21 protein-coding genes are annotated in these 24,370 nt (G+C 64.6%); 11 read left to right on the top strand and 10 right to left on the bottom strand.

All coding sequences use genetic code 11. The annotated features are described in order from the left end of the window. Positions 1-12 precede the first annotated feature (12 nt). Positions 13-837, bottom strand: a complete 825-nt coding sequence (locus CH292_RS11605) for a siderophore-interacting protein (RefSeq protein WP_094654798.1) — start codon at positions 835-837, stop codon at positions 13-15. 192 nt (positions 838-1,029) lie between these two features. Here CH292_RS11605 and CH292_RS11600 point away from each other — a divergent pair, with 192 nt between their 5' ends. Together CH292_RS11600 and CH292_RS11595 are read left to right on the top strand one after the other, a co-directional pair. Next, positions 1,030-2,379, top strand: coding sequence for an enolase C-terminal domain-like protein (locus CH292_RS11600; RefSeq protein WP_094654797.1), 1,350 nt, complete (start codon positions 1,030-1,032; stop codon positions 2,377-2,379). 11 nt (positions 2,380-2,390) lie between these two features. Next, entirely contained in the window at positions 2,391-3,326 is a 936-nt protein-coding gene (locus CH292_RS11595; protein WP_256978115.1) for a 2-hydroxyacid dehydrogenase, read from the top strand. 13 nt (positions 3,327-3,339) lie between these two features. Here the strand turns inward: CH292_RS11595 and CH292_RS11590 are convergent, their stop codons facing one another. From CH292_RS11590 to CH292_RS11565, 6 genes are all read right to left on the bottom strand, one after another. Then, positions 3,340-4,143: an IclR family transcriptional regulator gene (locus CH292_RS11590; RefSeq protein WP_179277957.1), complete on the bottom strand. Its 804-nt coding sequence runs from the start codon at positions 4,141-4,143 to the stop codon at positions 3,340-3,342. Between the two features lie 44 nt (positions 4,144-4,187). Beyond that, positions 4,188-5,348 carry an enolase C-terminal domain-like protein gene (locus CH292_RS11585; protein WP_033190312.1) on the bottom strand — a complete coding sequence of 387 codons (1,161 nt, stop codon included), beginning with the start codon at positions 5,346-5,348 and terminating at the stop codon, positions 4,188-4,190. Positions 5,349-5,360: 12 nt separating this feature from the next. After that, the gene (locus tag CH292_RS11580; protein ID WP_019667800.1) at positions 5,361-6,686 is read right to left on the bottom strand and encodes a sugar ABC transporter substrate-binding protein; all 1,326 of its coding nucleotides are present in this window, start codon (positions 6,684-6,686) and stop codon (positions 5,361-5,363) included. Between the two features lie 3 nt (positions 6,687-6,689). After that, positions 6,690-7,571 (bottom strand): carbohydrate ABC transporter permease, encoded by an 882-nt coding sequence (locus tag CH292_RS11575; protein ID WP_026348247.1) that lies wholly within the window; start codon positions 7,569-7,571, stop codon positions 6,690-6,692. Positions 7,572-7,575: 4 nt separating this feature from the next. Continuing rightward, complete coding sequence (locus CH292_RS11570; RefSeq protein WP_033190310.1) at positions 7,576-8,517, bottom strand: carbohydrate ABC transporter permease; 942 nt, start codon at positions 8,515-8,517, stop codon at positions 7,576-7,578. 268 nt (positions 8,518-8,785) lie between these two features. Then, positions 8,786-9,856: a dienelactone hydrolase family protein gene (locus CH292_RS11565; RefSeq protein ID WP_094654794.1), complete on the bottom strand. Its 1,071-nt coding sequence runs from the start codon at positions 9,854-9,856 to the stop codon at positions 8,786-8,788. 45 nt (positions 9,857-9,901) lie between these two features. On the opposite strand from CH292_RS11565, the gene CH292_RS11560 reads away from it, so the two are divergent. After that, the gene (locus CH292_RS11560) at positions 9,902-11,080 is read left to right on the top strand and encodes a hypothetical protein (RefSeq protein ID WP_033190308.1); all 1,179 of its coding nucleotides are present in this window, start codon (positions 9,902-9,904) and stop codon (positions 11,078-11,080) included. A gap of 82 nt (positions 11,081-11,162) precedes the next feature. Here CH292_RS11560 and CH292_RS11555 read toward each other — a convergent pair whose 3' ends face one another. Next, on the bottom strand, positions 11,163-11,975 hold the full coding sequence (locus tag CH292_RS11555) for an NAD(P)-dependent oxidoreductase (protein WP_094654793.1): 813 nt from the start codon (positions 11,973-11,975) through the stop codon (positions 11,163-11,165). Between the two features lie 161 nt (positions 11,976-12,136). Here CH292_RS11555 and CH292_RS11550 point away from each other — a divergent pair, with 161 nt between their 5' ends. Both CH292_RS11550 and CH292_RS11545 read left to right on the top strand, forming a co-directional pair. After that, positions 12,137-13,216, top strand: coding sequence for an ABC transporter ATP-binding protein (locus CH292_RS11550; RefSeq protein WP_019667807.1), 1,080 nt, complete (start codon positions 12,137-12,139; stop codon positions 13,214-13,216). 161 nt (positions 13,217-13,377) lie between these two features. Next, the gene (locus tag CH292_RS11545; protein WP_020112357.1) at positions 13,378-14,592 is read left to right on the top strand and encodes a mandelate racemase/muconate lactonizing enzyme family protein; all 1,215 of its coding nucleotides are present in this window, start codon (positions 13,378-13,380) and stop codon (positions 14,590-14,592) included. 43 nt (positions 14,593-14,635) lie between these two features. Here CH292_RS11545 and CH292_RS11540 read toward each other — a convergent pair whose 3' ends face one another. Both CH292_RS11540 and CH292_RS11535 read right to left on the bottom strand, forming a co-directional pair. Beyond that, positions 14,636-16,108, bottom strand: a complete 1,473-nt coding sequence (locus CH292_RS11540; protein WP_094654792.1) for a mannitol dehydrogenase family protein — start codon at positions 16,106-16,108, stop codon at positions 14,636-14,638. Further along, positions 16,105-17,127: an NAD(P)-dependent alcohol dehydrogenase gene (locus CH292_RS11535; RefSeq protein WP_033190329.1), complete on the bottom strand. Its 1,023-nt coding sequence runs from the start codon at positions 17,125-17,127 to the stop codon at positions 16,105-16,107. The genes CH292_RS11540 and CH292_RS11535 overlap by 4 nt, the downstream gene beginning before the upstream one ends. A 92-nt stretch (positions 17,128-17,219) precedes the next feature. Here CH292_RS11535 and CH292_RS11530 point away from each other — a divergent pair, with 92 nt between their 5' ends. From CH292_RS11530 to CH292_RS11505, 6 genes are all read left to right on the top strand, one after another. Continuing rightward, positions 17,220-18,260 (top strand): sugar-binding transcriptional regulator, encoded by a 1,041-nt coding sequence (locus CH292_RS11530; RefSeq protein WP_143545752.1) that lies wholly within the window; start codon positions 17,220-17,222, stop codon positions 18,258-18,260. Between the two features lie 14 nt (positions 18,261-18,274). Next, positions 18,275-19,609 (top strand): sugar ABC transporter substrate-binding protein, encoded by a 1,335-nt coding sequence (locus CH292_RS11525; protein ID WP_019667812.1) that lies wholly within the window; start codon positions 18,275-18,277, stop codon positions 19,607-19,609. Continuing rightward, positions 19,606-20,556 carry a carbohydrate ABC transporter permease gene (locus CH292_RS11520; RefSeq protein WP_019667813.1) on the top strand — a complete coding sequence of 317 codons (951 nt, stop codon included), beginning with the start codon at positions 19,606-19,608 and terminating at the stop codon, positions 20,554-20,556. Before CH292_RS11525 ends, CH292_RS11520 begins: the two co-directional genes overlap by 4 nt. Beyond that, positions 20,556-21,437 (top strand): carbohydrate ABC transporter permease, encoded by an 882-nt coding sequence (locus tag CH292_RS11515; protein ID WP_019667814.1) that lies wholly within the window; start codon positions 20,556-20,558, stop codon positions 21,435-21,437. The genes CH292_RS11520 and CH292_RS11515 overlap by 1 nt, the downstream gene beginning before the upstream one ends. Before the next feature lie 18 nt (positions 21,438-21,455). Continuing rightward, entirely contained in the window at positions 21,456-22,562 is a 1,107-nt protein-coding gene (locus tag CH292_RS11510; RefSeq protein ID WP_094626613.1) for an ABC transporter ATP-binding protein, read from the top strand. A 115-nt stretch (positions 22,563-22,677) separates the two neighbouring features. Continuing rightward, positions 22,678-24,360 (top strand): AMP-binding protein, encoded by a 1,683-nt coding sequence (locus tag CH292_RS11505; protein WP_179277956.1) that lies wholly within the window; start codon positions 22,678-22,680, stop codon positions 24,358-24,360. Positions 24,361-24,370 lie beyond the last annotated feature (10 nt).

Genomic DNA, 24,370 nt, shown 5'->3' with positions numbered 1-24,370 from the left:
GTGGTGTGGTGGTCAGAGTCCGGATTCTTCGAGGGCGGTGTCGACGACCTGGGTCAGTTCGTGTCCGCTGAGGCCCTCGGCGAGTGCGCGGTCACGAACGGAATCGATGTGCTCGCGGACCTCCGCGAACCGTTGCTGCCAGGTCTCCTTGTCGCGTCGCCAGTAGCCCTTGATCTCGAATCGGTCCGGAGTCCACCCCAGTTCGCGGTGGTAGAGCTTCCGGATCGCCCGGGCGTCGGACGCTTCGGTCGCCGCCCACAGATAACCGGTGCCGCTGGGTCTGTCGAAGGATCGAACTGCCGCGAGCAACTCCTGGTCGGTCGTCCACTCGTACGTGACGGTGGCTGCGCTCGGCACCTGCTGTTCGTCCTCCCGGCTCGGCACCGACGCGATGACGTGCGCTGTGGCGCCCCGGGGGAGCTGTTCGACGGCACGGGTGAGAGCAGGTAATCCGGTCATGTCGGCAACCAGCAGCTGCCACTCGGTGTCGATGGGCGGCCGATACCATCCGTGCGGCTCCGATACGCGGATGCGATCGCCCGGCTGCGCCTGTGCTGCCCACTGCGCGGCAACGCCGCCGTCGTGCACCACGAAGTCGATGTCGAGGTGAGGGCCGGCCGGATCGAACCGGCGGACGGTGTAGCTGCGCAGGGTGTCGTCCTCGAAGATCAAGCGAAGACGCTCGTCGGGGACGCCGGTGGTCGCGAAGCCGGACAGATCGGCACCGCCCAGGCGTACGCGGAGCATGGAGGGCGTCACGTACCACGACGACAGGGTCACGGCGTCGAACGTCCTCGGTTCCGACGGGCTGCGTTCAGCGGGAACGGTCGGGGGCATCCGGGCAGCTTTCTGTCGAGACCTGTTCAACTTTGGACCCTTCGATATTAGGGTAGCCATACTTCGCTATTCCATAGCCCCCGCATCGATACCCTCGAGGTATCGATCCATGCCTATCTCGTTTTGGACACGCATAGGTACGGAACCATAGGGTTCGTGTGAGCCGAGTCACGACCACGGAAGGTTCCACCGATGAACGCGCGCACCACCGCCACCCCCGTCGTCACCGAGATGCGAGTGATCCCCATTGCCGGCCACGACGGCATGTTGCTCAACCTCAGCGGTGCGCACGCACCGTATTTCACGAGGAATCTGGTGGTGCTCACCGATTCGGACGGCCACACCGGCGTCGGCGAGGTCCCTGGTGGGGAGCCCATCCGGCGGTGCCTCGAGGATGCGCGGTCTCTGGTCGAAGGCCAGTCGGTCGGCGCATATAACGCGATCCTGCAGTCGATGCGAACAGCGTTCTCGGACCGGGACTCCGGCGGTCGAGGCGCGCAGACGTTCGACCTGAGGATCGCTGTCCACGCAGTCACCGCGGTCGAATCGGCCCTGCTGGACCTGCTCGGACAGCATCTCGGAGTCACCGTCGCCGCGCTGCTCGGCGAGGGACAACAGCGAGAGAAGGTCCAGGCCCTCGGCTACCTGTTCTTCGTCGGCGACTCCGCCAAAACGGATCTGGCGTACCGGACGGCATCCGACGAGCCGGCCGGCGCCGACGAGTGGGCTCGCATCCGTCATTCGGAGGCGCTCACCCCCGATGCCGTCGTTCGACTCGCCGAGGCCGCTCAGGCGCGCTACGGATTTCAGGACTTCAAGCTCAAAGGCGGCGTACTTCCCGCTGCCGAGGAGGCGGCTGCCGTGACGGCGCTGCACCGACGCTTCCCTGACGCTCGAATCACGTTGGATCCCAACGGTGGATGGTTGCTGAAGGACGCGATCGAGACCTGCCGCGGATTGCGCGACGTCCTCGCCTACGCGGAGGATCCGGTCGGCCCCGAGGGCGGATTCTCCGGCCGAGAGGTCATGGCGGAGTTCAAGCGGGCGACCGGGTTGCCGACCGCGACCAACATGATCGCCACCGACTGGCGGGAGATGGGCCACACCATCCGCTCCGGCGCCGTCGACATTCCGCTGGCGGACCCGCACTTCTGGACGATGAGCGGTTCGGTGCGCGTCGCGCAGCTGTGCGACACCTGGGGGCTGACGTGGGGATCGCACTCCAACAACCACTTCGACGTATCGCTCGCCATGTTCACCCACGTTGCCGCCGCTGCACCGGGGCACATCACCGCAATCGACACGCACTGGATCTGGCAGGACGGTCAGCGAGTGACCGAGGAGCCCTTCGAGATCGACGGCGGATACCTCACGGTGCCGGACAAGCCCGGCCTCGGTGTCGAACTGGACTGGGCGCAAGTCGATGCCGCGCACGAGCTGTATCAGCGTGAAGGACTCGGTGCTCGCGACGACTCCATCGGAATGCAATATTTGATCGACGGATGGGCCTTCGACAGCAAGCGACCGGCACTACTGCGATGACTGCACACGCGCTGAAAATCGTCGTCGGTGACCGAAACGTACTGCCGCACAGGGCGGAGTTCGAGAAGGCATTACCCGTCGGGGTCGAAGTGGTCTGGGTGGTTCCGTTCGACGAATCGCGTGTCATCCCCGAGTTGGCGGATGCCGATGTGTACGTCGGGGGTAAGTTCAGTGCGGCAATGGGTGAATCGGCGCCGAGGTTGAAGATGATCCACGTGGCAGGTGCTGGAACCGACAACGTCGACCGATCCGGACTGAGCCCGGACGTAGAGGTGTGCACCACCTTTCACCACGAACGGTCGATAGCGGAATACATCGTCTCCGCGACGGTGATGTTGCGTCGCAACTTCCTGGCGCAGGACCGGGCGCTGCGGACCGGCGTGTTCCGCACCTCCGTCTACGACCCGTCGATTCCGCAACCACTGTCGCTCGTGGGTGCCCGTATCGGCTTCGTAGGCTTCGGGCACATCGGTCGCCAGGCATGGAGGGTGTTCGACGCCTACGGAGCGCACGGAGCCGCAGTGACCGGTAGCGGTACAGCAGCCGACGTCGGCCTCGAATGGTTCGGCAGCACAGCCGAACTCGGAAAACTGATGGAATGGTCCGACGTCGTCGTCGTGTCGGCGCCGCTGACCGACGCGACGCGCGGCATGATCGGTGCGGACGAGTTGTCCGGGCTGGGCAGTAGCGGCGTCCTCGTCAATGTCGGCCGTGGTCCACTCGTTCAGGAGCAGGCACTGTTCGATGCATTGTCCCGGAATGTGATTGCCGCTGCCGCGATCGATGTGTGGTACCGGTACCCCGGCCCCGACGGCGTCGGTCAGCCGAGCACGCTGCCCTTCGCGGATCTGGACAACATTCTGATGACCCCGCATTCCTCCGGCGTCACCCACCACACGTTCGTCGGGAGAGTCGCGGACATCGCCGCCAACATCTCACGCCTGTGAACGCTCGGCCGGGTCAGCGCACGCCCTCGGCGCGGAGCTCACGAGCCCAGGCGTCGGCATGCTTGGTCAGAACGCCTGCAATACGTTCCAGCTCGCCCGGATACGACGCCACCTCCGCGGGCATCGACACACTGAGCGCGTCGGTTGCGGGAATGCGGTAGGGCACCACCGTCGCGATGCAGACCACGCCGACCGTTCCCTGTTCCTGCTCCAGTGACCACCCGCGCTTGCGCACCTCGGCCAGCTCCGCGATCAGTGCGTCGCGGTCGACGATGGTGTTGTCGGTGTACCGCTCGAGCTGCTGGGACAGGAGCTGAGTCACCTCGTCGGTGGTCAGCTCCGCCAGCAGCGCCTGGCCCAGAGCGGTGACGTGGCACGGCAGCTTGCGTCCGACGCGGTGCATACGCCGGACTTCCAGCTTCGAGCCCCGGCTGGCGAGGTAGATGACGTGGTCCTCGTCGCGTCGGGCGAAGTGAACGGTGTGCCGGACGTCCGATCGCAGCGCCTCCAGTACTGCGGCGGCACGCCCCACGACGGAATCCTTGTCGAGGTAGGACGTGCCGGTCAGCAGTGCGTGAGTGCCGATGCCGTAGCGCGAACCCGATTCGTCGGCCTCGATCCACCGCAGTTCCTTCAGGGTGCGCAGGAGGGCGTGCAAGGACGACCGTGGGTACTTGCACGCCTCCTGCAGCTCGCCGAGACTCATCCGGGTCGGCGAGGCGGCCAAGGTCTCGAGGATGTGAATGGTCCGTTCCGCAGACTTCACCGGCTGGGAGTCGGAAGCAGCGGGTGCGGGAGCCTTGACATCGTTCACCATGAGGACAGTGTCCCTCATCTGGAACGCAGTTTCACCCACAGACATCAGTATTCTTCGACGAGGTTTTCCGAGACGTACTCGTGGTCGATCTCTTCACCGAGGCCGGGGCGGTCCGGCATGTGCACGATTCCGTTCTCGTCGATGGGATCGACGATGGACTTCAGGTGCGGGGGAACCCAGTCGTAGTCGGTGTGCGGGTGCAGCAGCCCCCGCTCGTACCAGTGAACGTTGGGCGCCCCGCCGACGAGCGCGAGGTTGGGGGCACCGTTGCCGTGGATCTCGCACTCGAGCCCGAACCCGTCGGCCATGTGCACCGTCTTCATCGCCGGCGTGATCCCGCCGCCGTTCATCGCGCCGACCCGCAGGATGTCGCAGGCTTCGTTGGCGATCCACTCCGACCTCGACTTGTGCCGTCCCGGAGTGGTCTCGGGACCGATGACGGGGGTGTCGATCTGGTCCGCGAGCCACTTGTACGAACGCAACGAGAACTCGTCCATCGGTTCCTCGAACCAGGCGAACTTCAGCCGGTCGAGTTCGCGGCCCAACGTGAGGGCTTCGGTGCGCGAGTACCAGTGGTAGCCGTCGAGCATCAGTGAGAAGCCGGGGCCGACGGCGTCGCGTACCGCGGCACAGGCGTCGATGTCGCGGTGGAGGTCGGGGGCGCCGGGGTGCGGCGGCATCCAGGTGTGCAGCTTGATGCCCTGGTAGCCGCGTGCCTTCAGATCGCGAGCGAAGGACGCGAAGTCCTCCGGTGAGGACAGGCCGCCCTCGATGTCGTCACCGCACATGGTGCTCGCGTACGCCTTCACCTCGGAGCGGGCTCCGCCCAGCAACTTCCACACCGGTGTGTCGAACTTGTTGCCCGCCAGATCCCACAGAGCCTGGTCGACGTAGCTGAGGGTGTGCTCGGGCAGTTCGACGGCCTTGGTGCGTTGACGGATCGCGAACTTCTTCTCGACGGACTCGCGGGCGAGCGGATCGGTGCCGATCAGGACCGACTGGAAGTACTGCTCCACCTGGTCCTGACGCAGGTAGTTGGGCTTGCCGAGAACGTAGCCGCTGGCTCCGTCGGAGTCGGTGATGCGCAGCAACGCCTGGGTGGACTGGCTGGACGGGCCGGGGTGACGGTGTCCGTAGGAGTCGACCGACGTGCGCGCCTCCGTCTTGAACACCTGCACGGCAACTTCCGTGATGACGCTGGACATGGTGCTTATCCCCTATTTGCCCTGACGGGCATCGTATTTGGCCTTGGAACGATTGAGCTTCTCGGCGAAGTCGTCGGCGAAGTCCTGGGCGCTGAGCTGCCCGATCAGAACCTTCTGCCACTGGCCCAGCATCTGCACCTGGACGATCTTGCCGAAGTCCGGCAGGTAGTCCGGCGGCGTGACCAGGACGGTCTTCGGGTCGTCGAGTGCGGCCTGAGCGGCCTGTACGGACGGCATGTCCTGGAACGACGGCGCCGATCGCGCAACGGTGTTGACCGGAATCTGGCCGACGTTCTCGTTCCAGTACGCCTGCGACTCCGGAGACGTCATGAACTCGAGGAACTTCCAGGCTGCAGCCTGGTGCTGACTGGACTTGAAGACCGTGTACGACGGGAACGGGTCGGTCATCACCGTGCGGACGCCGTTGTCCGCGAGCGGAAGTGCGACTGCGCCGACCTTGTCGCCGAGCGCCTTCCTGTGGTTGCTGAGCGAGCCGAGGTTGTGCTGCATCATCGCAACCGACCCGCCCCCGAAGCTGGCCACCATCTGCGGAAATCCGTTGTTGACGTCGGCGGTGGGAGTGTCGACGTCGTACAGAGCGGCGAATCGTTCGATGGCCTCGACCATCTCGGGGCGGTTGACCGTCGATTCGCTGCCGTCGAAGAAGTTCTCGATACCGGTCGTCGCGAACATGTGCTGCAGGAGCGGATAGATCGATCCCGCTCCGCCGCGGATGGTGAATCCGTACCGGCCGGCGGCCTTGTCGGTCAGTGCGTCCGACGCCTCGTAGAACTCGTCCCAGGTGTCCGGTGGTTCCAGGCCTGCCTCGTCGAACCAGTCGGCGCGGTACCACAGCGTTGCGTTGTTGCTGGTGAACGGCAGACCGTAGAGCACCTCTCCGCCGCCGGACTCACGCGCGGATTCGATGATCTTGGGGTCGTAGTCCGCCTTCTGAGGCGAGGCGTCGAGGAACTGGTCCAACGGAATGACGGCGTTCTGAGCGACGAGCGGAGCCAGGTAGGCCGTCGATACGATGCCGAGATCCGGGGCCGAGCCGCCGGCCAGTGCCGTCTGGTACTTCTGCTGCGCACTGTCCGACGGCAGACCGACGTACTCGATGTCGATACCGGGATTCGCAGCTTCGAAACGGCGAATCAGCTCCTCGTACAGCGGAGTTCGATCCGGTCCGGCATTGTTGTCCCAGAAGGTGAGGGTGCCGCTGTTCGGGTCGCCCAGTGCGCCGTCGGGCAACGATGTTTCCGAACTGCATCCGGCGAGGACGAGTGCGGTGACGGCGCCGACGAGGAACGTTCTTCTGGCGAAATGTGTGGTCGTCATTGTTCAGCCCTTCACCGCTCCGGCGCTGAGGCCCTGGACGAGGTATTTCTGGATGACGGCGAAAACGGCGACGACGGGCACTGCAGCGATGAGACCGCCGGCCGCGAGGACGCCGAAGTCGACGTTGTAGGAACCGATGGTGTAGCTCAATCCGACTGGCAGCGTGAACTTCTCCTGGCTGCTGATGAACATCAGACCGAACAGGAAGTTGTTCCAGCTGCCGATGAAGGCGAACGAGCCGACGGCGATGAGGCCGGGCCGCAGCAGCGGCAGCATGATGATACGGAACGCTTTCATGCGGGAGCATCCGTCGACCATCGCTGCTTCCTCGAGCTCCACGGGGATCTGGGAGATGAAGCCTGCCATCAGCATCGCGGCCAAAGGTAGTTGGAACACCGTGTCGGCGACGATGAGGCCGAACAGGTTGTTCACCAGACCCATCTCGCGGAACACCTGGAACAGCGGGATGAGCAGCATGGCGCCGGGCACGAACTGGCTGCACAGCAACGCCATGACGAGGGGGATCTTGGCGCGGAACTTGAAGCGAGCCAACGCGTATCCGGTTGCCAGGGCCACGAAGGTCGTCAGGACCAAGGACAATCCGGCGACGATCAGGGAGTTCTTGAAGAAGAAACTGAAACCCAGTGTGTTCCACACGGTGTCGAAGTGATCGAACGTGATGGGCCAAGGAAGCATCGAGTTCGATCCCGCGGGACGGAACGCGAACACGATCATCCAGTAGAACGGAACGAGCGTGAAGAGAAGGTAGAGCGCGAGCGGAAAGCCGACACTGAAGAAACGCGGTTTGGTCTTGTGCACGCGCAGTTCGGTGTGGGAGTCGGGTGCCGGGGTGGTGATCACCGGTCGATCGGCGGTAGTGGTCATGTTCTCAGGCCTTGTCGCTGTTGAACTTGCTCAGGCGCAAGTAGAGGATCGAGCAGAAGAGCAGGATCACGAATGCCACGGTGGTCAGTGCCGAGCCGTATCCGAAGTCCTGGGCAGTGGTGGCGAGTTGCGAGACGTAGAGCGGCAACGTCGTCGTGACGTCTGCCGGTCCACCGGCGGTCAGTGTGTACAGCAGGTCGACGTTGTTGAACTCCCACACGCCGCGAAGCAGCGTCGAGAGAATGATGACGGCCTTGAGGTGCGGGAGGGTGACGAAACGGAACCGCTGCCAGCGGTTGGCGCCGTCGACGTTCGCAGCCTCGTACAGATCCTTCGGTGCGCTCTGCAGTTCCGCGAGGATCAGGATCGCGAAGAACGGGACACCACGCCACAGTTCGGCGACCGACGTGGCCCAGAACGCGGTGTCGGGATCGGCGATGGGCGCGGCCGTGCCGTCGCCGATGCCCATGTCGCCGAGTAGCTTGAACAACCCGGTCGACGGGTTGTAGATGAGCAGCCAGATGCCGGTCGTCAGAACTCCGGACACGGCCCACGGCGAGAACACCAGCGCGCGGGCGAGTCCGCGACCGCGGAAGACCTCGTTGACCAGCAGTGCCAGCCCGAGTCCGAGGATCAGCTGGAAGACGACCTGCACACCGACCCATTTGGCGGTGACGACGAGGCTGTTCCAGAACGCGTCGTCGGCGAACATGAGCTTGAAGTTCTCGAGGCCGGCAAAACCGTTGTCCCACGGCGTCGTCGGGTTGTAGTACTGCAGGCTGTAGTAGAAGACACTGCCCACGGGGTAGAAGATGAAGACCACGAGCAGTACGACGACGGGTGCGATGAGGATGTAGGGCGCCGAGATGCGGCGCTTCTTCCGGATCGGGGCAGCTGCGGTGGACGCAGCCGTTCCTCCCGATCTGGGTTCGGTGGTGGTGACCATGGGTGACGCTCCGAGGGTGACGGGCCTGTGCGGCATGGGTTCCGGTGGGCGTGAAGAGGAACGGTTCAGGTAAGTCCGGGTGACGGGGTTCCGGGTGACGGGGCTGGGCGAGCGAGCCGCAGACGCTGCGGTACGGGCGCGTCGTTCAGGCGTCGTTCTAGGGTCGCTCGATCGCTCTCATCCGTTCACGTACATGAACTCACGTCTTCTATGTGAATTGCTGTGACTTACTATGACCGCAGTCACAAGCCGTGTCAAGCGTGACGGGTCATACCATTCTGCCCAACCACGCAGCTGCGGCGTCCTGCATGTCCGAGGTGAACACGTGGCCGCCCTCGAACCACTGGGTGGTGAGCGCGTCGGATCCTCCGTACGCGTGCTGAAGTGCAGCTTCTGCGTCGGACATACCCTTCGGCCCGAAATGGCTGTCACGCCGGGCGAATTGAACCAGCAACGGCGTCGGGAAACCGGAGGCGACCACGTCCGGCCAATCGCACACGGCCGGAAGGCCTGGGGTGATCATCAGCCAGGTGGTGTCGTCGGCGTGACCGTCCGCGACGTCGGCGAACGTGCTCATCATCGCGGTGATCACCGCTGCCTTCACCTCCGCCGCGGCGAGCAGATGCGCGACCCTGGCGCCTCCACCCGAGAACCCGGCGACACCGATTCTCGACGCATCCACACCAGGAATCCCCCGCAGCACCTCCAGCGCCACCAGGTCTTCCCGGAGAACCTGTCGAGCCAGCGAAGACCCGGTCAACGCCGCTGTCTTCGCCAGTCCGTGCTCGTGCTCACGAGCCGCGACCTCGTACCGAGCGCTCGAATCCAGCGCCGATGCGCCGGCTGCCTTCTTCGCTCGCTCGGGAAAGTCCTCCCACGCCACCCGGCGACTGCCCCAGGGAAAAACGTCGTGCACGAGGACGGCAAAGCCGGCGGCGACGAGTCCCGCCGCCACGGACCTACCGTCGTACCCGCGTCGTCGCATGTCGGACAGGGCGGCGATCGGTCCGTCCGGACCGTCGGCCACCTTCTCCTTGCCGTGGAACTTGATCCCGTCGTGCGCGTGGAGGAGCAGAACGGCGGGTAGGTCACGGTCCGTGCGGTTCGCAGGCGTCAGCAGCCAGGCCTCGGTCGGAGCCGTCTCCCCGGGGACCGTCCAGGTCAACTCGATGCCGTCGACGCCGGAGTTCTCCGTGTCTGCGGCTGTGTCGACGTGCCACGTGCGGCCGAAGGCGACGTGGGGAGTGCCCTCGTGCAGGTCGGGTGTGGACCCCAGGGCGCGGAGGATCGCTGCTCGACGGTCCGATCGTGGACAGCCGCGCTCGTCATGTGTTCCCATGTGTGAACTCCGTCCCATCTGTTGAATCCATCCTGAGGGGTTTGAATGTCCGAGCACACCGTCGACCGCATCGTCGCGCACGCCTACCCGTGGGACGTGCTGGGCGACCCGCACTTCGTCCAGCGCGCCCTGGACCTCGGCGTTCGAGAGGTCGCGCTCGCCGCGAGCTACCACTCGACCCGCGCAGCCACCCCCCTGCATCCGCAGCACAAAGTGGTCGACGCCCACCACGCGGCTCTGTACCGGCCCGTGCGCGGCGACGCGTGGGACGGCCTTGCGATCGCCGCCCCGACGGCATCATGGGGTGGCTCCGAGGACGCATTCGGCGACGCCGCCGCGCTTCTCGTGGCAGCCGGAATCAAGGTGCACGCGTGGATCGTGCTGTCTCACAGCACGATCATCGGCCAGGCCAACCCGGGCGCAACCGTCGTCAACGCATTCGGCGACCGGTACCCGTACGCACTGGCACCCGGCCACCCGGACATCGTCGCGTACGCACGCACCCTGGCAAGCGAAGCGATCCGCGGTGTCGACGTGTACGGCGTGTCGGTCGAAGCCGCAGGTCAGCTGGGAATCGCGCACGTCGGGCCGCACGAGAAGACCGACGGGGCCTACCCCGGAATCGGGGACACCCTGATGTCGATCAGCTGCACTCCCCGCGAGCTGTCCGCCTGGGCCGAACACGGCGTCGACTCGGACAAGATCGTCGCGAAACTGCGCGACGGAATCGACGCATTGTCCGCGGGAACGTTGGCGCCGTCGTCGACGATCGAGGACGTACTCGACGGCGTGGAAGCCGACGCCGTGTTGACCGTGCGCCACGCCGACGCCGACCGGCTGCGCGGAGCAGTACTCGCCGCCGTCCGAACCGAGTCGCCCGACGTCCGCGTCACGCTGCACGGCCACCCCGATCCCTGGAAGACCGGCCCATCGCCTGCCCTGACCAGCACCGCCGCCTCCGACGTCGACGCCGTCCTCGTCTCGGCCTGGCCCGGAACCGCCGAAACCGTCTCCGTCGTGCAGCGCACCCGAGCCCTGGTGGGAGAGAACACCGCCGTCGGCGCCTACGTCTCCGTGTTGCCGCCGAAGAAACTCGACGACACCGGCGCCCACGTCGCCGCCACCGTCGCAGCCGGGGCGAACGAACTCCACCTCTACCACCTCGGACTGGTCAACAAGCCACAGCTGAACGCCCTCGGCTCCGTCATCGCGGACTACTCCTAGCTGCCACCCCCGTCGCACCGAACGTGACGTTCGGTCACTTCAAGTGACCGAACGCCACGTTCGGTGCGAACAGGGCAGCCCACTAGTGCATGCGTGTGCCCAGTGGGTGGTCGCAGAAGGCACCACCGACGCGCTGGAGGATCGGGTCGTCGAAGGTCCATTCGTGGTCGGCGAGGAATTCGTCGGCGAACTGCTCGGCGTCGTCCTGGGGCTCGTATCCGATGGCGGCGCCCTGTTCGCCCGACCACCAGGCGCGGGAGTTCTTCGAAATTCCCCAGACGGTGTGAAATCCTTTGGCACTGTCGGAGAGTGAGGCTTCGATGAGGCGGGCGGTGTCGGCCGGCGACATCCAGCTGGCCAGGCCGCGGTAGTTCGGTGGCTTCTCGAAGCTCGATCCGATGCGCAGATTCACCACGTCGATTCCGAAACGATCGTGATACAGCCGTCCGAGTGCTTCGACGGCAGCCTTCGACCAGCCGTAGAAGCCGTCGGGACGCGGGCCGACGTCGCCGGGCAACGGCTTTCCGCCTGCCTCGTCGTGCGTCCAGAAGCCCACCGCGTGATTGCTCGACGCTGCCACCACCCGGGTCACTCCGTGGGTCACGGCAGCGTCGAAGATCGCCTGGGTGCCGTCGACGTTGACCGAGAGGATGTTGGCCCAGGAGTCCTCGGTGCTGAGGCCGCCGAGATGCAGGATGGCGTCGATGCCGTCGACCGCACGCGATACGGCGTCGCGATCCGTGACCGATCCTTGGACGAATTCTTCTGTGGCGGAGTCGATATCGGTTATCTCGGCGATGTCGAACAACCGCAGTGTCCGGTCCGGGCGACGTAGCAGTGGCCGGAGCATCTTGCCCATGTTTCCGGCCGCGCCGGTGATCAACAGCGTCGTCATGTTTCCTCGTTTCCGTCGAAAAGTCTTGTGCTGCGCATCACGTTAGTGCATAGTTCGAAACGAAGTCACCATCTTGACTCAAGTTCACATACATGAACAATACGTTCAACTCCCACTCGGATCGTCCGGCACGTTCCTGCCGGTGAAGGAGCACACCCATCATGGCAACAGTTGCGTTCGAGAACGTCACCAAGTTCTTTCCCGGCGGGGACAAGCCTGCCGTCGATCAGCTCGATCTGGCGATCGAGGACGGCGAGTTCCTCGTCCTCGTCGGCCCGTCCGGCTGCGGAAAGTCGACGTCGCTCCGCATGCTCGCGGGGCTCGAGGACGTCGACCGCGGCGCGATCACCATCGGCGGCAACGACGTCACCGAGTTCCAGCCGAAGGACCGCGACATCGCGATGGTGTTCCAGAACTACGCGCTCTACCCGCACATGACCGTCGGCGAGAACATGGGCTTCGGCCTGCGTATCGCGGGTGAGGACAAGGGCGAGATCAAGCGGCGCGTCGAGGATGCGGCCAAGATTCTCGACCTCACCAAGTTCCTCGATCGCAAGCCCAAGGCGCTGTCCGGCGGTCAGCGTCAACGTGTCGCGATGGGCCGCGCGATCGTCCGGAAGCCGCAGGTGTTCCTCATGGACGAGCCGCTGTCCAACCTCGATGCCAAGCTGCGTGTGCAGACGCGCGCGCAGATCTCCGCGCTCCAGCGTCGCCTCGCCACCACCACCGTCTACGTCACCCACGACCAGGTCGAGGCCATGACGATGGGCGACCGCGTCGCGGTGCTCAAGGACGGCGTGCTGCAGCAATGCGACACTCCGCGCCGGATGTACGAGCACCCGAACAACGTGTTCGTCGCCGGGTTCATCGGGTCGCCCGCGATGAACCTTCTGGAACTTCCGCTTGTCGACGGCGGCGTCAGCTTCGGCGGGGAGATCGTGCCGGTCCCCCGCTCGGCTGTTGCGAGCATCGGGGAAAGCTCGGTCACGCTCGGCGTACGTCCCGAGGATCTGGAGATCACGACGGGAGAGGGCCTGGAGGTCACCATCGACGTCGTCGAAGAACTCGGCGCCGACGCCTACGTCTACGGCCAGGCCGACGTGAACGGAGCCAAGCAGCCCATCGTCGTGCGCGCCGACGGTCGCATTCCGCCACGTCGGGGCGAGAAGATCACCTTGTCCTATGCGGCGGAGCGGACGCATCTGTTCTCGACCGTGACCGGCGAACGCCTCGTCGACTGACGGGCTTTCGGGATGGAGATGCATGCAGTCCGGTGTATTTCCATCCCGCGTCGGCGATGCTGAACCAGTATCGATGTATCCACAAATAGTCTTGGACTTGAATGAATGGACCCCCTAGCGTGTGAGGTACACCACCAGCCGTTCAAGGGAGATCAGTCGCAGTGTCCATCGACGTAGAGACAAGAACCTCGAAGCCCACCAGCGGCCTCACCGCACCCGACGCGGCGATCAAGGCCCTCGCGGCCGGCGACGCGACCATCGACCGGATCGCACACGTCACGCTGAAGTCGATCACGCTGCCGCTGAAGAACCCCATCAGCGATGCCAAGGTTCTGACCGGCAGGCAGAAGGCCATGACCGAGGTCGCGTTCCTGTTCGCGGAGATCAGAACCGAGCAGGGGCACGAAGGAATCGGTTTCAGCTACTCCAAGCGTGCCGGTGGACCGGCCCAGTTCGCACACGCGAAAGAGATCGCACCGGTGTTGATCGGCGAGGATCCCAGCGACATCGCCAAGATCTGGACCAAGCTGCAGTGGGCAGGGGCGTCGGTCGGGCGCAGCGGCGTTGCCACACAGGCCATCGCGGCCGTGGACATCGCACTCTGGGACCTCAAGGCCAAGCGTGCGCAGCTGCCGCTCGCGAAACTCATCGGTGCGACACGCGATTCCGTGCAGACGTACAACACCTCCGGCGGGTTCCTGCACACCCCGATCGAAGAAGTCCTGGACAATGCGACGGCATCCCTCGCGGCCGGAATCGGCGGCATCAAACTCAAAGTGGGTCAGCCGGATTGGCGCACCGACATCGCCCGCGTCACAGCTGTCCGCGAGCACCTCGGCGACGACGTCCCGCTCATGGTCGACGCCAATCAGCAATGGGATCGCCCGACGGCGAACCGTATGTGCCGCATTCTCGAACAGTTCGACCTCGTCTGGATCGAAGAACCGCTCGATGCCTACGACGCCGAAGGTCACGCGATGCTCGCGCGCACCTTCGACACGTCCATCGCGACCGGTGAGATGTTGGCCAGCGTCGGAGAGCACGTCCGCTTGATCGAGGCAGGTTCGGTCGACATCATTCAGCCCGACGCCCCGCGTATCGGCGGAATCACGCAGTTCCTCAAGTTGGCCTCGCTGGCCGAGCACCACAACCTGCAGCTCGCACCGCACTTCGCGATGGAGATTCACCTCCACCTCGCGGCGGTGTACCCGTTGCAGACGTGGGTGGAGCACTTCGACTGGCTCGATCCGCTGTTCGACGAGCACCTCGAAACCCGCGACGGCAGGATGCATCTCTCCGACCGCCCGGGCCTCGGCTTCACGCTCAGCGATCAGGCCAAGGCCTGGACCGTCGGAACGGCGGAGTTCGGCAAGTAACCCCTGTGCGAGTGGAGATGTAGGCCCTGCCCTACATCTCCACTCACGTGTGGCGGAGGCGTTCCAGGGTCGCGCGGGCGCCTTCGGAGTGCAGAGAGTCCAACTGCGTGCGGTATTCGGTGACGAAGCGTTCGTTGTCGATCAGGTCGCCGAAGACTGCGCGGTTGGCGATGAAGGCCGTGGGATCGTCGTGCTGCTTCCGGGCAATCGGAATCAGGGTGTCGGCGAGCTGGTCGACGATCTCGATCGGCTGACCCTGCTCGTCGACACCTTCGGCGTACCGTGCCCAGCTGGCGACGACAGCAGTGGACAACCTGATGTCTCCGCCGGTTTCGAGATTCTTGCGGATGACGGGCAACAGCCACTTGGGAATTCGGTCCGACGACTCCGCGCACAGCCGCGCGACGGTGTCGCGGATCTCCGGGTTGGAGAAGCGTTCGATCAGTGTCTTCTTGTAGTCACCCAGATCGATGCCGGGGACCGGCTGCAGCGTCGGAGTCGCTTCGTCGTTCATGTAGGCCAGCAGGAACTCGGAGAACAGTGAGTCCTGGGCTACCTCGTGCACCAACCGGTAGCCGCTGAGGTAGCCGAAGTACGCGAGTGCCTGATGGCTCGCGTTCAACAGTCGCAGCTTCATCAGCTCGTACGGCGTGACGTCCTCGACCACCTGTACTCCGACGTCCTCGAACGGAGGGCGACCGAGCGTGAACTTGTCCTCGAGGACCCACTGCGTGAACGGCTCGCCCGCGACAGGCCACTGATCGTCCAGCGCGTAACGCTCCGAAAGGCTCTGCACCACTTCGGGAGTGGTCACCGGCGTGATGCGATCGACCATCGAGTTGGGGAATGCGCCCTCGGCGGTCAGCCACTGCGCCAACTCGGGATCTTTCAGGTGCGCGAACGCAGTGAACGTCGACTGCGCGATGTGCCCGTTGTCCTCGATGTTGTCGCAGGACATGATGGTGAACGGCTTCAGTCCGCGGTCCTTGCGTCGCGCGAGAGCGGCGACGACCAACCCGAACGTCGTCGACGGAACGGCCCCGTCCATCAGATCGGCCTGGACGGACGGATTCTCGGCGTCGAACTCGCCCGTCGTCGCGGAGAAGTTGTATCCGCCTTCGGTGATGGTGAGCGAGACGATACGCGTCGACTCCGCGGCCATCTTCTCGATCACGGCCTCGGGATCGTCCGGTGCGAAGAGGTACTCGACGATGGACCCGATGACTCGGGTGTCCCAGGTGCCGTCCGCGTGCTTGAGCGCCAGCGTGTACAGGCAGTCCTGGGCGTCCATGACGTCCTTCATCTTCCGGTCACCGGGGAGGACGCCGACACCGCAGATTCCCCACTCCGACGCCTCGCCCTGCTGAAGCAGTCGGTCGACGTACATCGCCTGGTGGGCGCGGTGGAACCCGCCGACACCGAAATGCACGATCCCGGCCGTCACGTCGGACCGATCGTAGGTGGGCACTGCGACGTCCTCGATGAAGTCGTCGAGTGTGCGCGAGTTCAGCTTCATACGTCGGTCTCCTTCGAGAGTCCTGGGATGACAACAGCTTTGATGCTTCCAGCGACCTTGTCCGCGTTCAACGCGTCCTCGGCGTGAGCGAGATCGAACCGTGCGGTGACCATTGCGTCGAGGTCGACCAGTCCGCCGAGAACCAGTTCACGAGCGATGGGCCAGGTGTTGGCGTAGCGGAACACTCCGGTCAGTACGAGTTCGCGGTTCTGGATCAACGAGATCGGCAACGCGTAGTCGGATCCACCCATACCCACCAGCACCACGGTACCTGCGGGCCGAACCGCATGAATGCCGTCGACGACGGCCCTGGCCGCACCGGACGCGTCGATGAACGCGTCGACCTCGAGCTCTCGAACATCGTCCGTTGCAGGGTCGAGGACCTGCGTCGCGCCGAAGGTGGATGCGTTGACCCGACGAGCCGCGTCGATGTCGCTGACGATCACGGTCGTGGCGCCGAATGCGCGGGCGACCTGTGCGGTCACGAGGCCTACCGGGCCCGCGCCCGCGATCAACACGCTGGAACCCGCCGTGATCCGTGCCTTCTGGGCCGACGCGATGCCGACCGACAACGGTTCGAAGAGGGCAGCGGCTTCGTCGGAGATCTCGTCGGGAATCGTGTGCGCGAAGACCGACTGGATCAACACGTACTCGGCGAGGGCGCCGTCGATCGGCGGCGTCGCGAAGAACTCCATGGACGGGCACAGGTTGTATCGGCCGGCGCGCGACTGTGCGCTCGTCGGATCCGGGCGCTGAGGTTCGATCGAGACGCGCTGGCCGATTCGGGTGTCGGCCACTGCGGAACCGACTCCGACGATCACGCCTGCTGCTTCGTGTCCGAGTACCAGTGGGCCGTTCACGACGTGGTCGCCGATTCGGCCTTCCCGGTAGTAGTGCGCGTCGGATCCGCAGACTCCGACGGCGGTGACCTGGACCAGAACCTCGTCGGCCGCCGGGGTGGGAACCGGTCGCTCCTCCAGTCGAATCTCGTGGGGTCCGCTGAGAACGCTGACCTGCATCGACTGTGGCACCTGAAACTCCTCTTGGGTTGGTGTTGTGTAGATCACACCTGAATGTTAGCTTAATGAGCAGAAGAACACACCCTGAGCATATGTTCACCGTCCGCAGGAGAGTCGTGACAATTTCGGTCCCCGAGGTTCCGGGACCGCAGCGTTCGTCGAAAACCACCGACGACCTGCGGCTCGCCCTCCGTGCGGCGTCGATGTATCACGTCGAGGGGGCGACGCAGGCGGAGATTGCCGCCAAGCTCGGGGTCTCCCGCCCCACCGCAGGACGGCTGGTCGCCAAAGCGCGAGCGCTCGGGCTGGTCACCATCGAGATCAACGTGCCCGACGAGTTGCAGGGCACCGTGCACGCCGATATCGAGCGCGATCTCGAGCGAACCTTCGGGCTGACGGAAGCTCTCGTCGTTCCCGACGTCATCGACGGCACCGACCGGGGGTACGGATCGCTGGGGCGTGCCGCGGCCGCGGTGCTGTCAAGGCGGTTGGCGTCGACCGACACACTCGGATTCACGTGGGGCCCGGAAACCGTGGCCGTCGCACACTCGCTGAAGTCGAGGGGCGCGAAATGCGCCCAGGTGGTCCAGCTCGACGGGTCGATGAGTTCGGCCGACTACCAGACCGGTGTGGAGTACACCCTGGGCCGCTGCGCGGAATATCTGCAGGCGCGGCCCGTCCGTCTCAACGCGCCGCTGTACGCCGATCCGGCGACAGTGACGGCGTTGCAGCAGGATTCGGTGATATCCCGCGCCCTACAAGCCGGGACCGAGGCCGAAGCGATGATGTACGGCCTCGGTCCCGTTTCCACGTCGACCACGCTGTTCGAGGGCAGCTTCATCGACTTGGAGATCATCGACGAGCTCCGCAGTCTCGGCGCCGTCGGTGAAATCGGTGGACGATTCTTCGATGCCGACGGGACCCCGACGGGCGGTTCGCTTCCGGACCGAACGGTGTCCGTCGGACTCGACGCCATTCGGTCGTGCGACCGGGCAATTCTGATCTCCGGTGGTGTGAAGAAACACCAGGCAATACTCGGTGCACTTCGCGGTGGCTTCGCCTCCGTACTCGTCACCGACATCGAAAGTGCGCGTTGGTTGATGGCGCATACAACGGAAGGTGTGTCCCAGTGAGGTTATTACCCAAGGTGGTCGTCGCGGCTTCGCTCGCGACGACCCTGACGCTGTCCGGCTGTGCCGGCGCAGGTTCGATCGGTGGTGACGGTGACGGCACGACGATCACCGTCGCCATCGTGTCGAACTCGCAGATGTCCGACGCCATCTCGTTGGCGCCCGAGTTCGAGGCCGAGAACCCGGGTATCAATCTGAAGTTCGTGTCTCTGTCGGAGAACGAGGCTCGTGCCAAGATCACCGCGTCCGTCGCCACCGGTGGCGGTGAGTTCGACGTCGTGATGATCAGCAACTTCGAGACCCCGCAGTGGGCCGAGAACGGCTGGCTCACCAACCTGTCCGAGTACGCCGACGCGACGCCTGGCTACGACGAGGACGACTTCATTCCGACGCTGAAGGAGTCACTGTCCTACGAGGGCAGCATGTACTCCGTCCCGTTCTACGGTGAGTCGTCGTTCCTGATGTACCGCAAGGATCTGATGGAAGCGGCAGGCATCACGATGCCGGAGGAGCCGACGTGGCAGGAAGTCGCCGACGCCGCCGCGAAACTCGACAGCCCTGACGTCTCGGGAATCTGCCTCCGCGGAAAGCCCGGCTGGGGAGAGGTTCTCGCCCCGCTGAACACCGTCATCAACTCGTTCGGTGGACGCTGGTACGACGAGGACTGGAACGCACAGCTCACCAGCCCGGAAACCGAAGCCGCCGTTCAGTTCTACGTCGACACCGTCCGCGAGCACGGCCAGCCCGGCGCCGCAACCAGCGGATTCAGCGAGTGCGGAACGCAGCTCTCGCAGGGCAACACCGCGATGTGGTACGACGCCACCTCCGCCGTGTCGGTGCTCGAGGATCCGACGTCCAGCAACGTCGTCGGCAAGATCGGATACGCCAAGGCCCCGAGCGAAGCCAAGGGCGACAACGGCTGGTTGTACTCCTGGGCGCTCGGAATCCCCACCACCTCGGAGAATCCCGACGACGCATGGAAGTTCGTGTCGTGGATGACCAGCAAGGAGTACCTGAACAAGGTCGGAAACGAGCTGGGGTGGGAGCGCGTTCCGCCCGGAAGCCGCCTGTCCACCTACGAGATTCCCGAGTACAAGGAAGCGTCTGCGGCGTACGGCCAGGTGACGTTGGACTCGATCAACGGTGCGGACCCCAACAATCCGACGGTCGACCCCGTCCCGTACACGGGCGTGCAGTTCCTGACCATTCCCGAGTTCCAGGACCTCGGAACTCGTGTCAGCCAACAGATCAGTGCAGCAGTAGCAGGACGAATCAGCGTCCAGGACGCGCTCGAACAAGCGCAGCAGTACGCCGAAGTGGTCGGTAAGACGTACCAGGAGGGCCAGGGATGACCACCACCGAAACGCGATCGGCGGAAGCCGATTCCGAGAAGTTCGTACCGAGACCGAGAACCATCTCCAAGGCCGAGGGGTGGCGTCGACGCGGCCCGCTCCTGCCCGCGATGGTGTTCGCTATCGTCGTCACCCAGATCCCCTTCCTGTTCACGCTGTACTACTCGACTCAGTCGTGGAACCTCGTCCGACCTGGTTCGCGAGAGTTCAACTGGCTCAACAACTACGTCGACGTGTTCCGCGACAGTCAGTTTCGTGAAGTCGCACTGAACACGGTGATCATGATCGTCGGCACCGTCATCATCTCGGTGATCCTCGGTCTGTTCCTGGCGTTGCTGCTGGATCGAAAGTTCATCGGCCGCAGCCTGATCCGTACGCTCTTGATCACACCGTTCCTGATCACTCCGGTCGCCGGTGCGCTGATCTGGAAGACCACGATGTTCGATCCGGTCTTCGGCCTGATCAACTTCGTGCTCAGCCCGTTCGGCGTGGACCAGATCGACTGGGTCTCTCGCTACCCGCTGCCGGCCGTCATGGCCAACCTGATCTGGCAGTGGACGCCGTTCATGATGCTGCTGATTCTCGCCGGTCTGCAGTCGATGCCCAAGGACATCTCCGAGGCGGCGCGAGTCGACGGCGCAGGGCCCTTCAAGCTGTTCCGGGAGCTCACCCTCCCGCACCTGCGGCGGTTCATCGAACTCGGTGCCGTCCTCGGTGCGATCTACCTGGTCAACACCTTCGACGCGGTGTACATGATGACCTCGGGCGGCCCGGGTGTCGCCTCGGCGAACCTGCCGTTCTACATCTACCAGCGCGCCTTCCTCGGATTCGACATCGGGCAGGCCGCGGCCATGGGCGTGGTCACGGTGGTGGCCACCATCATCGTCAGCACCTTGGCGCTGAGACTGATCTTCAAGAGCTTCAGTGGAAACGAGGAGGCTGCGTGATGAGTACCGCTACCACGAACAAGAAAGCAGTACCGCAGACATCCGACGGTGTCGCCATCAAGCGCAAGAGCAAGTGGGGCCCGGGCACCATCTGGTCGTTCGTCGCCTGGGTCGCGGGCATCACGTTCTTCTTCCCCGTGCTGTGGATGGTGTTGACCGGTTTCAAGCAGGAGGCCGACGCCTACTCGGACCCACCGAAGCTGTTCTTCACCCCGACGCTGGATCAGTACCGCGGAGTGCTCGAGAGCGGTATCGGCACCACCCTGCTCAACTCGGCGTTCGCGACCGTGGTCTCGACGCTTCTCGTTCTGCTGCTGGGTGTTCCGGCCGCGTTCGCTCTGTCGCTGCGGCCGGTGAAGAAGACGAAGGACGTGCTGTTCTTCTTCATCTCCACCAAGATGCTCCCGGTGGTCGCGGCAATCGTTCCGCTGTACGTCATCGTCGGCGACATCGGCATGCTGGACAACATCTGGACACTCGTGATCCTCTACACCGCAATGAATCTCCCCATCGCGGTGTGGATGATGCGGTCGTTCTTCCTGGAAGTTCCGAGCGAGTTGCTCGAGGCCGCCAGCATGGACGGTGCATCGCTGTGGACCTCGGTGCGTGAGGTGATCCTGCCGCTCGTGTCTCCCGGTATCGCCGCGACGTCGCTCATCTGCGTCATCTTCTCGTGGAACGAGTTCTTCTTCGCCGTCAACCTCACCGCCGTTCAGGCACAGACCATTCCGGTCTACCTCGTCGGCTTCATCACCGGACAGGGCCTGTACTGGGCACAGCTGTCCGCCGCTGCGACCTTCGCAGCCCTCCCCGTCGTCCTTGCCGGATGGTTCGCGCAGAACAAGCTCGTGCGCGGTCTGTCCTTCGGCGCCATCAAATAGGTACAGGAGCTCACTGAAATGGCTGCAATCACGTACAAGAAGGCATCCTGCGTCTACGAAGGTGCCGACAAGCTCGCCGTCGATTCACTCGACCTCGACATCCAGGACGGCGAGTTCGTCGTCCTCGTCGGACCGTCCGGTTCCGGCAAGTCCACCGCGCTGCGCATGCTCGCCGGGCTCGAGGAGATCGACGGCGGCGCCATCGAGATCGGTGGAAAGAACATGGTGGGCGTGCCGTCCAAGGACCGCGACATCGCCATGGTCTTCCAGAACTACGCGCTCTACCCCAACAAGACCGTCGGGGAGAACATGGGCTTCGCGCTCAAGATGCGCGGCGTCCCGCTGGAGGAGCGCAAGGCGAAGGTCGCGGAGGCCGCCAAGATCCTCGACCTGACGGAGTACCTCGACCGTAAGCCGGGCAAGCTGTCCGGTGGTCAGCGTCAGCGAGTTGCCATGGGCCGCGCCATCGTTCGTGAGCCCCAGGTGTTCTGCATGGACGAGCCGCTGTCCAACCTCGACGCCAAACTGCGCGTGCAGACGCGTACGCAGATCGCGGCCCTGCAGCGTCGTCTCGGCACGACGACCGTGTACGTCACCCACGATCAGGTCGAGGCCATGACGATGGGCGACCGGGTTGCCGTGCTGCGCGGTGGCAAGCTGCAGCAGTTCGCGTCGCCCACCGACCTCTACGACAATCCGGTCAACGCCTTCGTCGCCGGCTTCATCGGCTCGCCCGCGATGAACCTCATGACGGTGCCCATCGGGTCCGGCGGAGTGCAGATCGGCAACTTCCTGTTACCTCTCGAACGCGATGAGCTGACCAAGCTCGCCTCGCTCGGACTGGACAACGTGACCGTCGGGCTTCGGCCCGAGCAGCTCGGGATCACGCGTGGAAGCGGGGAAGGTTTCGAGGGCAAGGTCGACCTCATCGAGGAGCTGGGCAGCGAATCGTACGTCTACGCCCACCTCGACGACCCCAAGGTCAAGGGACTCGACGGTGGACCGGTGTCCCTCGTCGCACGCTCGGCCGTTCGCGCTCCCGCGAAGATCGGCGAAAGCGTCGCCCTCACACGGCTGGACGGTGCACTTCACCTGTTCCACCCGGAATCGGGTGAGCGGATCTGAGCACCCCCGGAACCAAGCGGCTACCCCCGTACCCCTGTTCGGGGGTAGCGCGCTTACCACTCGACTCAATAGCGTGAAGAGTAAGTGAGATGTGCGCCACAGCTAGGGAGTGATCATGACGGACGGAACGGCCTACACCGCGTTCAAGCAGGCCCGCGACGTACTGCTGGATGCCTACGGCGATTACGACGCTGCGACGGAGAACTTCCAGTGGCCCGCCTTCGGTGAGAAGTTCAACTGGGCCATCGACTGGTTCGACGCGTACGCACGAGGCAACGACGGCACCGCCCTGTGGATCGTCGAGGAGGACGGGTCCGAGGGCAAGTACACGTTCGACGCCATGTCGCGGCGTTCCGACCAGGTGGCGCGGTGGCTGGAATCTCTGGGCATCGGCCGAGGCGACTCGGTGATCCTGATGCTCGGCAACCAGGTCGAGCTCTGGGAGTCGATGCTGGCCGTCATGAAGCTCGGCGCCGTTCTGATGCCGACGACCACGGCGATCGGCTCCGCGGACCTGACCGACCGCCTGCAGCGCGGGAAAGCCAAGGCCGTCGTCGTCAACCCCGCCGACGCACCGAAGTTCGACGAGGTGCCGGGTGAGTATCTGAAGCTGTCGGTCGGTGCGCACGACGGTTGGACAGACTTCCGTTCGGCGTACGACGTCCAGGACGCGCAACCGTTCGAGACGGTGACAGCCCCCGACGATCGCCTTCTGCTGTACTTCACTTCGGGAACGACGAGCAAGCCGAAACTGGTCGAGCACACCCAGGTGTCCTACCCCGTCGGCCACCTCAGCACGATGTACTTTCTCGGTGTCAGGCCGGGCGACGTCCACCTCAACATCAGTTCACCCGGGTGGGCCAAGCACGCGTGGAGCTGCTTCTTCGCACCGTGGATCGCCGAGGCGACGATCTTCGTCTACAACTACACCCGGTTCGACGCCAAGGCTCTGCTCGCGCAGATCCGTCGCGCCGAGGTGACGACGTTCTGCGCCCCGCCGACGGTGTGGCGCATGCTGATTCAGGCCGACATTTCCGGTGGCCGGGGTGCGCTGCGTGAGGCCATCGGTGCGGGCGAACCGTTGAACCCGGAAGTCATCTCGCACGTGCAGAAGCAGTGGGGCCTGAACATCCGTGACGGTTTCGGTCAGACGGAAACCACTGCGCTGGTGGCGAACACGCCGGGCGCGGAGCTGAAGTTCGGTTCGATGGGTCGACCGCTCCCCGGTGTGCCCGTCGTGATCATCGATCCGGTGACCGGTGAGCGCGCGGACGAGGGTGAAATCTGCCTGGACCTCGAGCAGCATCCGTTCAACCTCATGACCGGCTACCTGGACAACCCGGCTCGCAACGCCGAAGTCATGTCCGGCGGGTACTACCACACCGGCGATGTGGCATCCCGTGACGAACGCGGCTACATCACCTACGTCGGACGCACCGACGACGTGTTCAAGGCATCGGACTACAAGGTCTCGCCCTTCGAGCTCGAAAGCGTGCTCATCGAGCACCCAGCCGTGGCCGAAGCGGCCGTCGTCCCTGCTCCCGACGAGACGCGCCTGGCCGTGCCGAAGGCCTACGTTGCCCTCGCCGCCGGCTGGGAACCGAACGAGGACACAGCAATCGAGATCCTGAAGTACGCCCGCGAACATCTGGCGCCGTACCTGCGGGTGCGTCGAATCGAGTTCTTCGAGCTTCCCAAGACCATCTCCGGCAAGATTCGACGCGTCGAGCTTCGAGCCCGCGAGAACTCCGGTGAAGTCCTGTCCGGGGAGTATCGAGACGACACCATCCGCATGTGATGCTCATAGG

It is taken from the genome of Rhodococcus sp. 14-2470-1a, assembly GCF_002259425.1.
In the GTDB taxonomy this organism is placed as follows: domain Bacteria; phylum Actinomycetota; class Actinomycetes; order Mycobacteriales; family Mycobacteriaceae; genus Rhodococcoides; species Rhodococcoides fascians_E.
The sequence above is the reverse complement of the archived record's forward strand: the minus strand, read 5'-3'. Positions and strand labels throughout refer to the sequence as shown.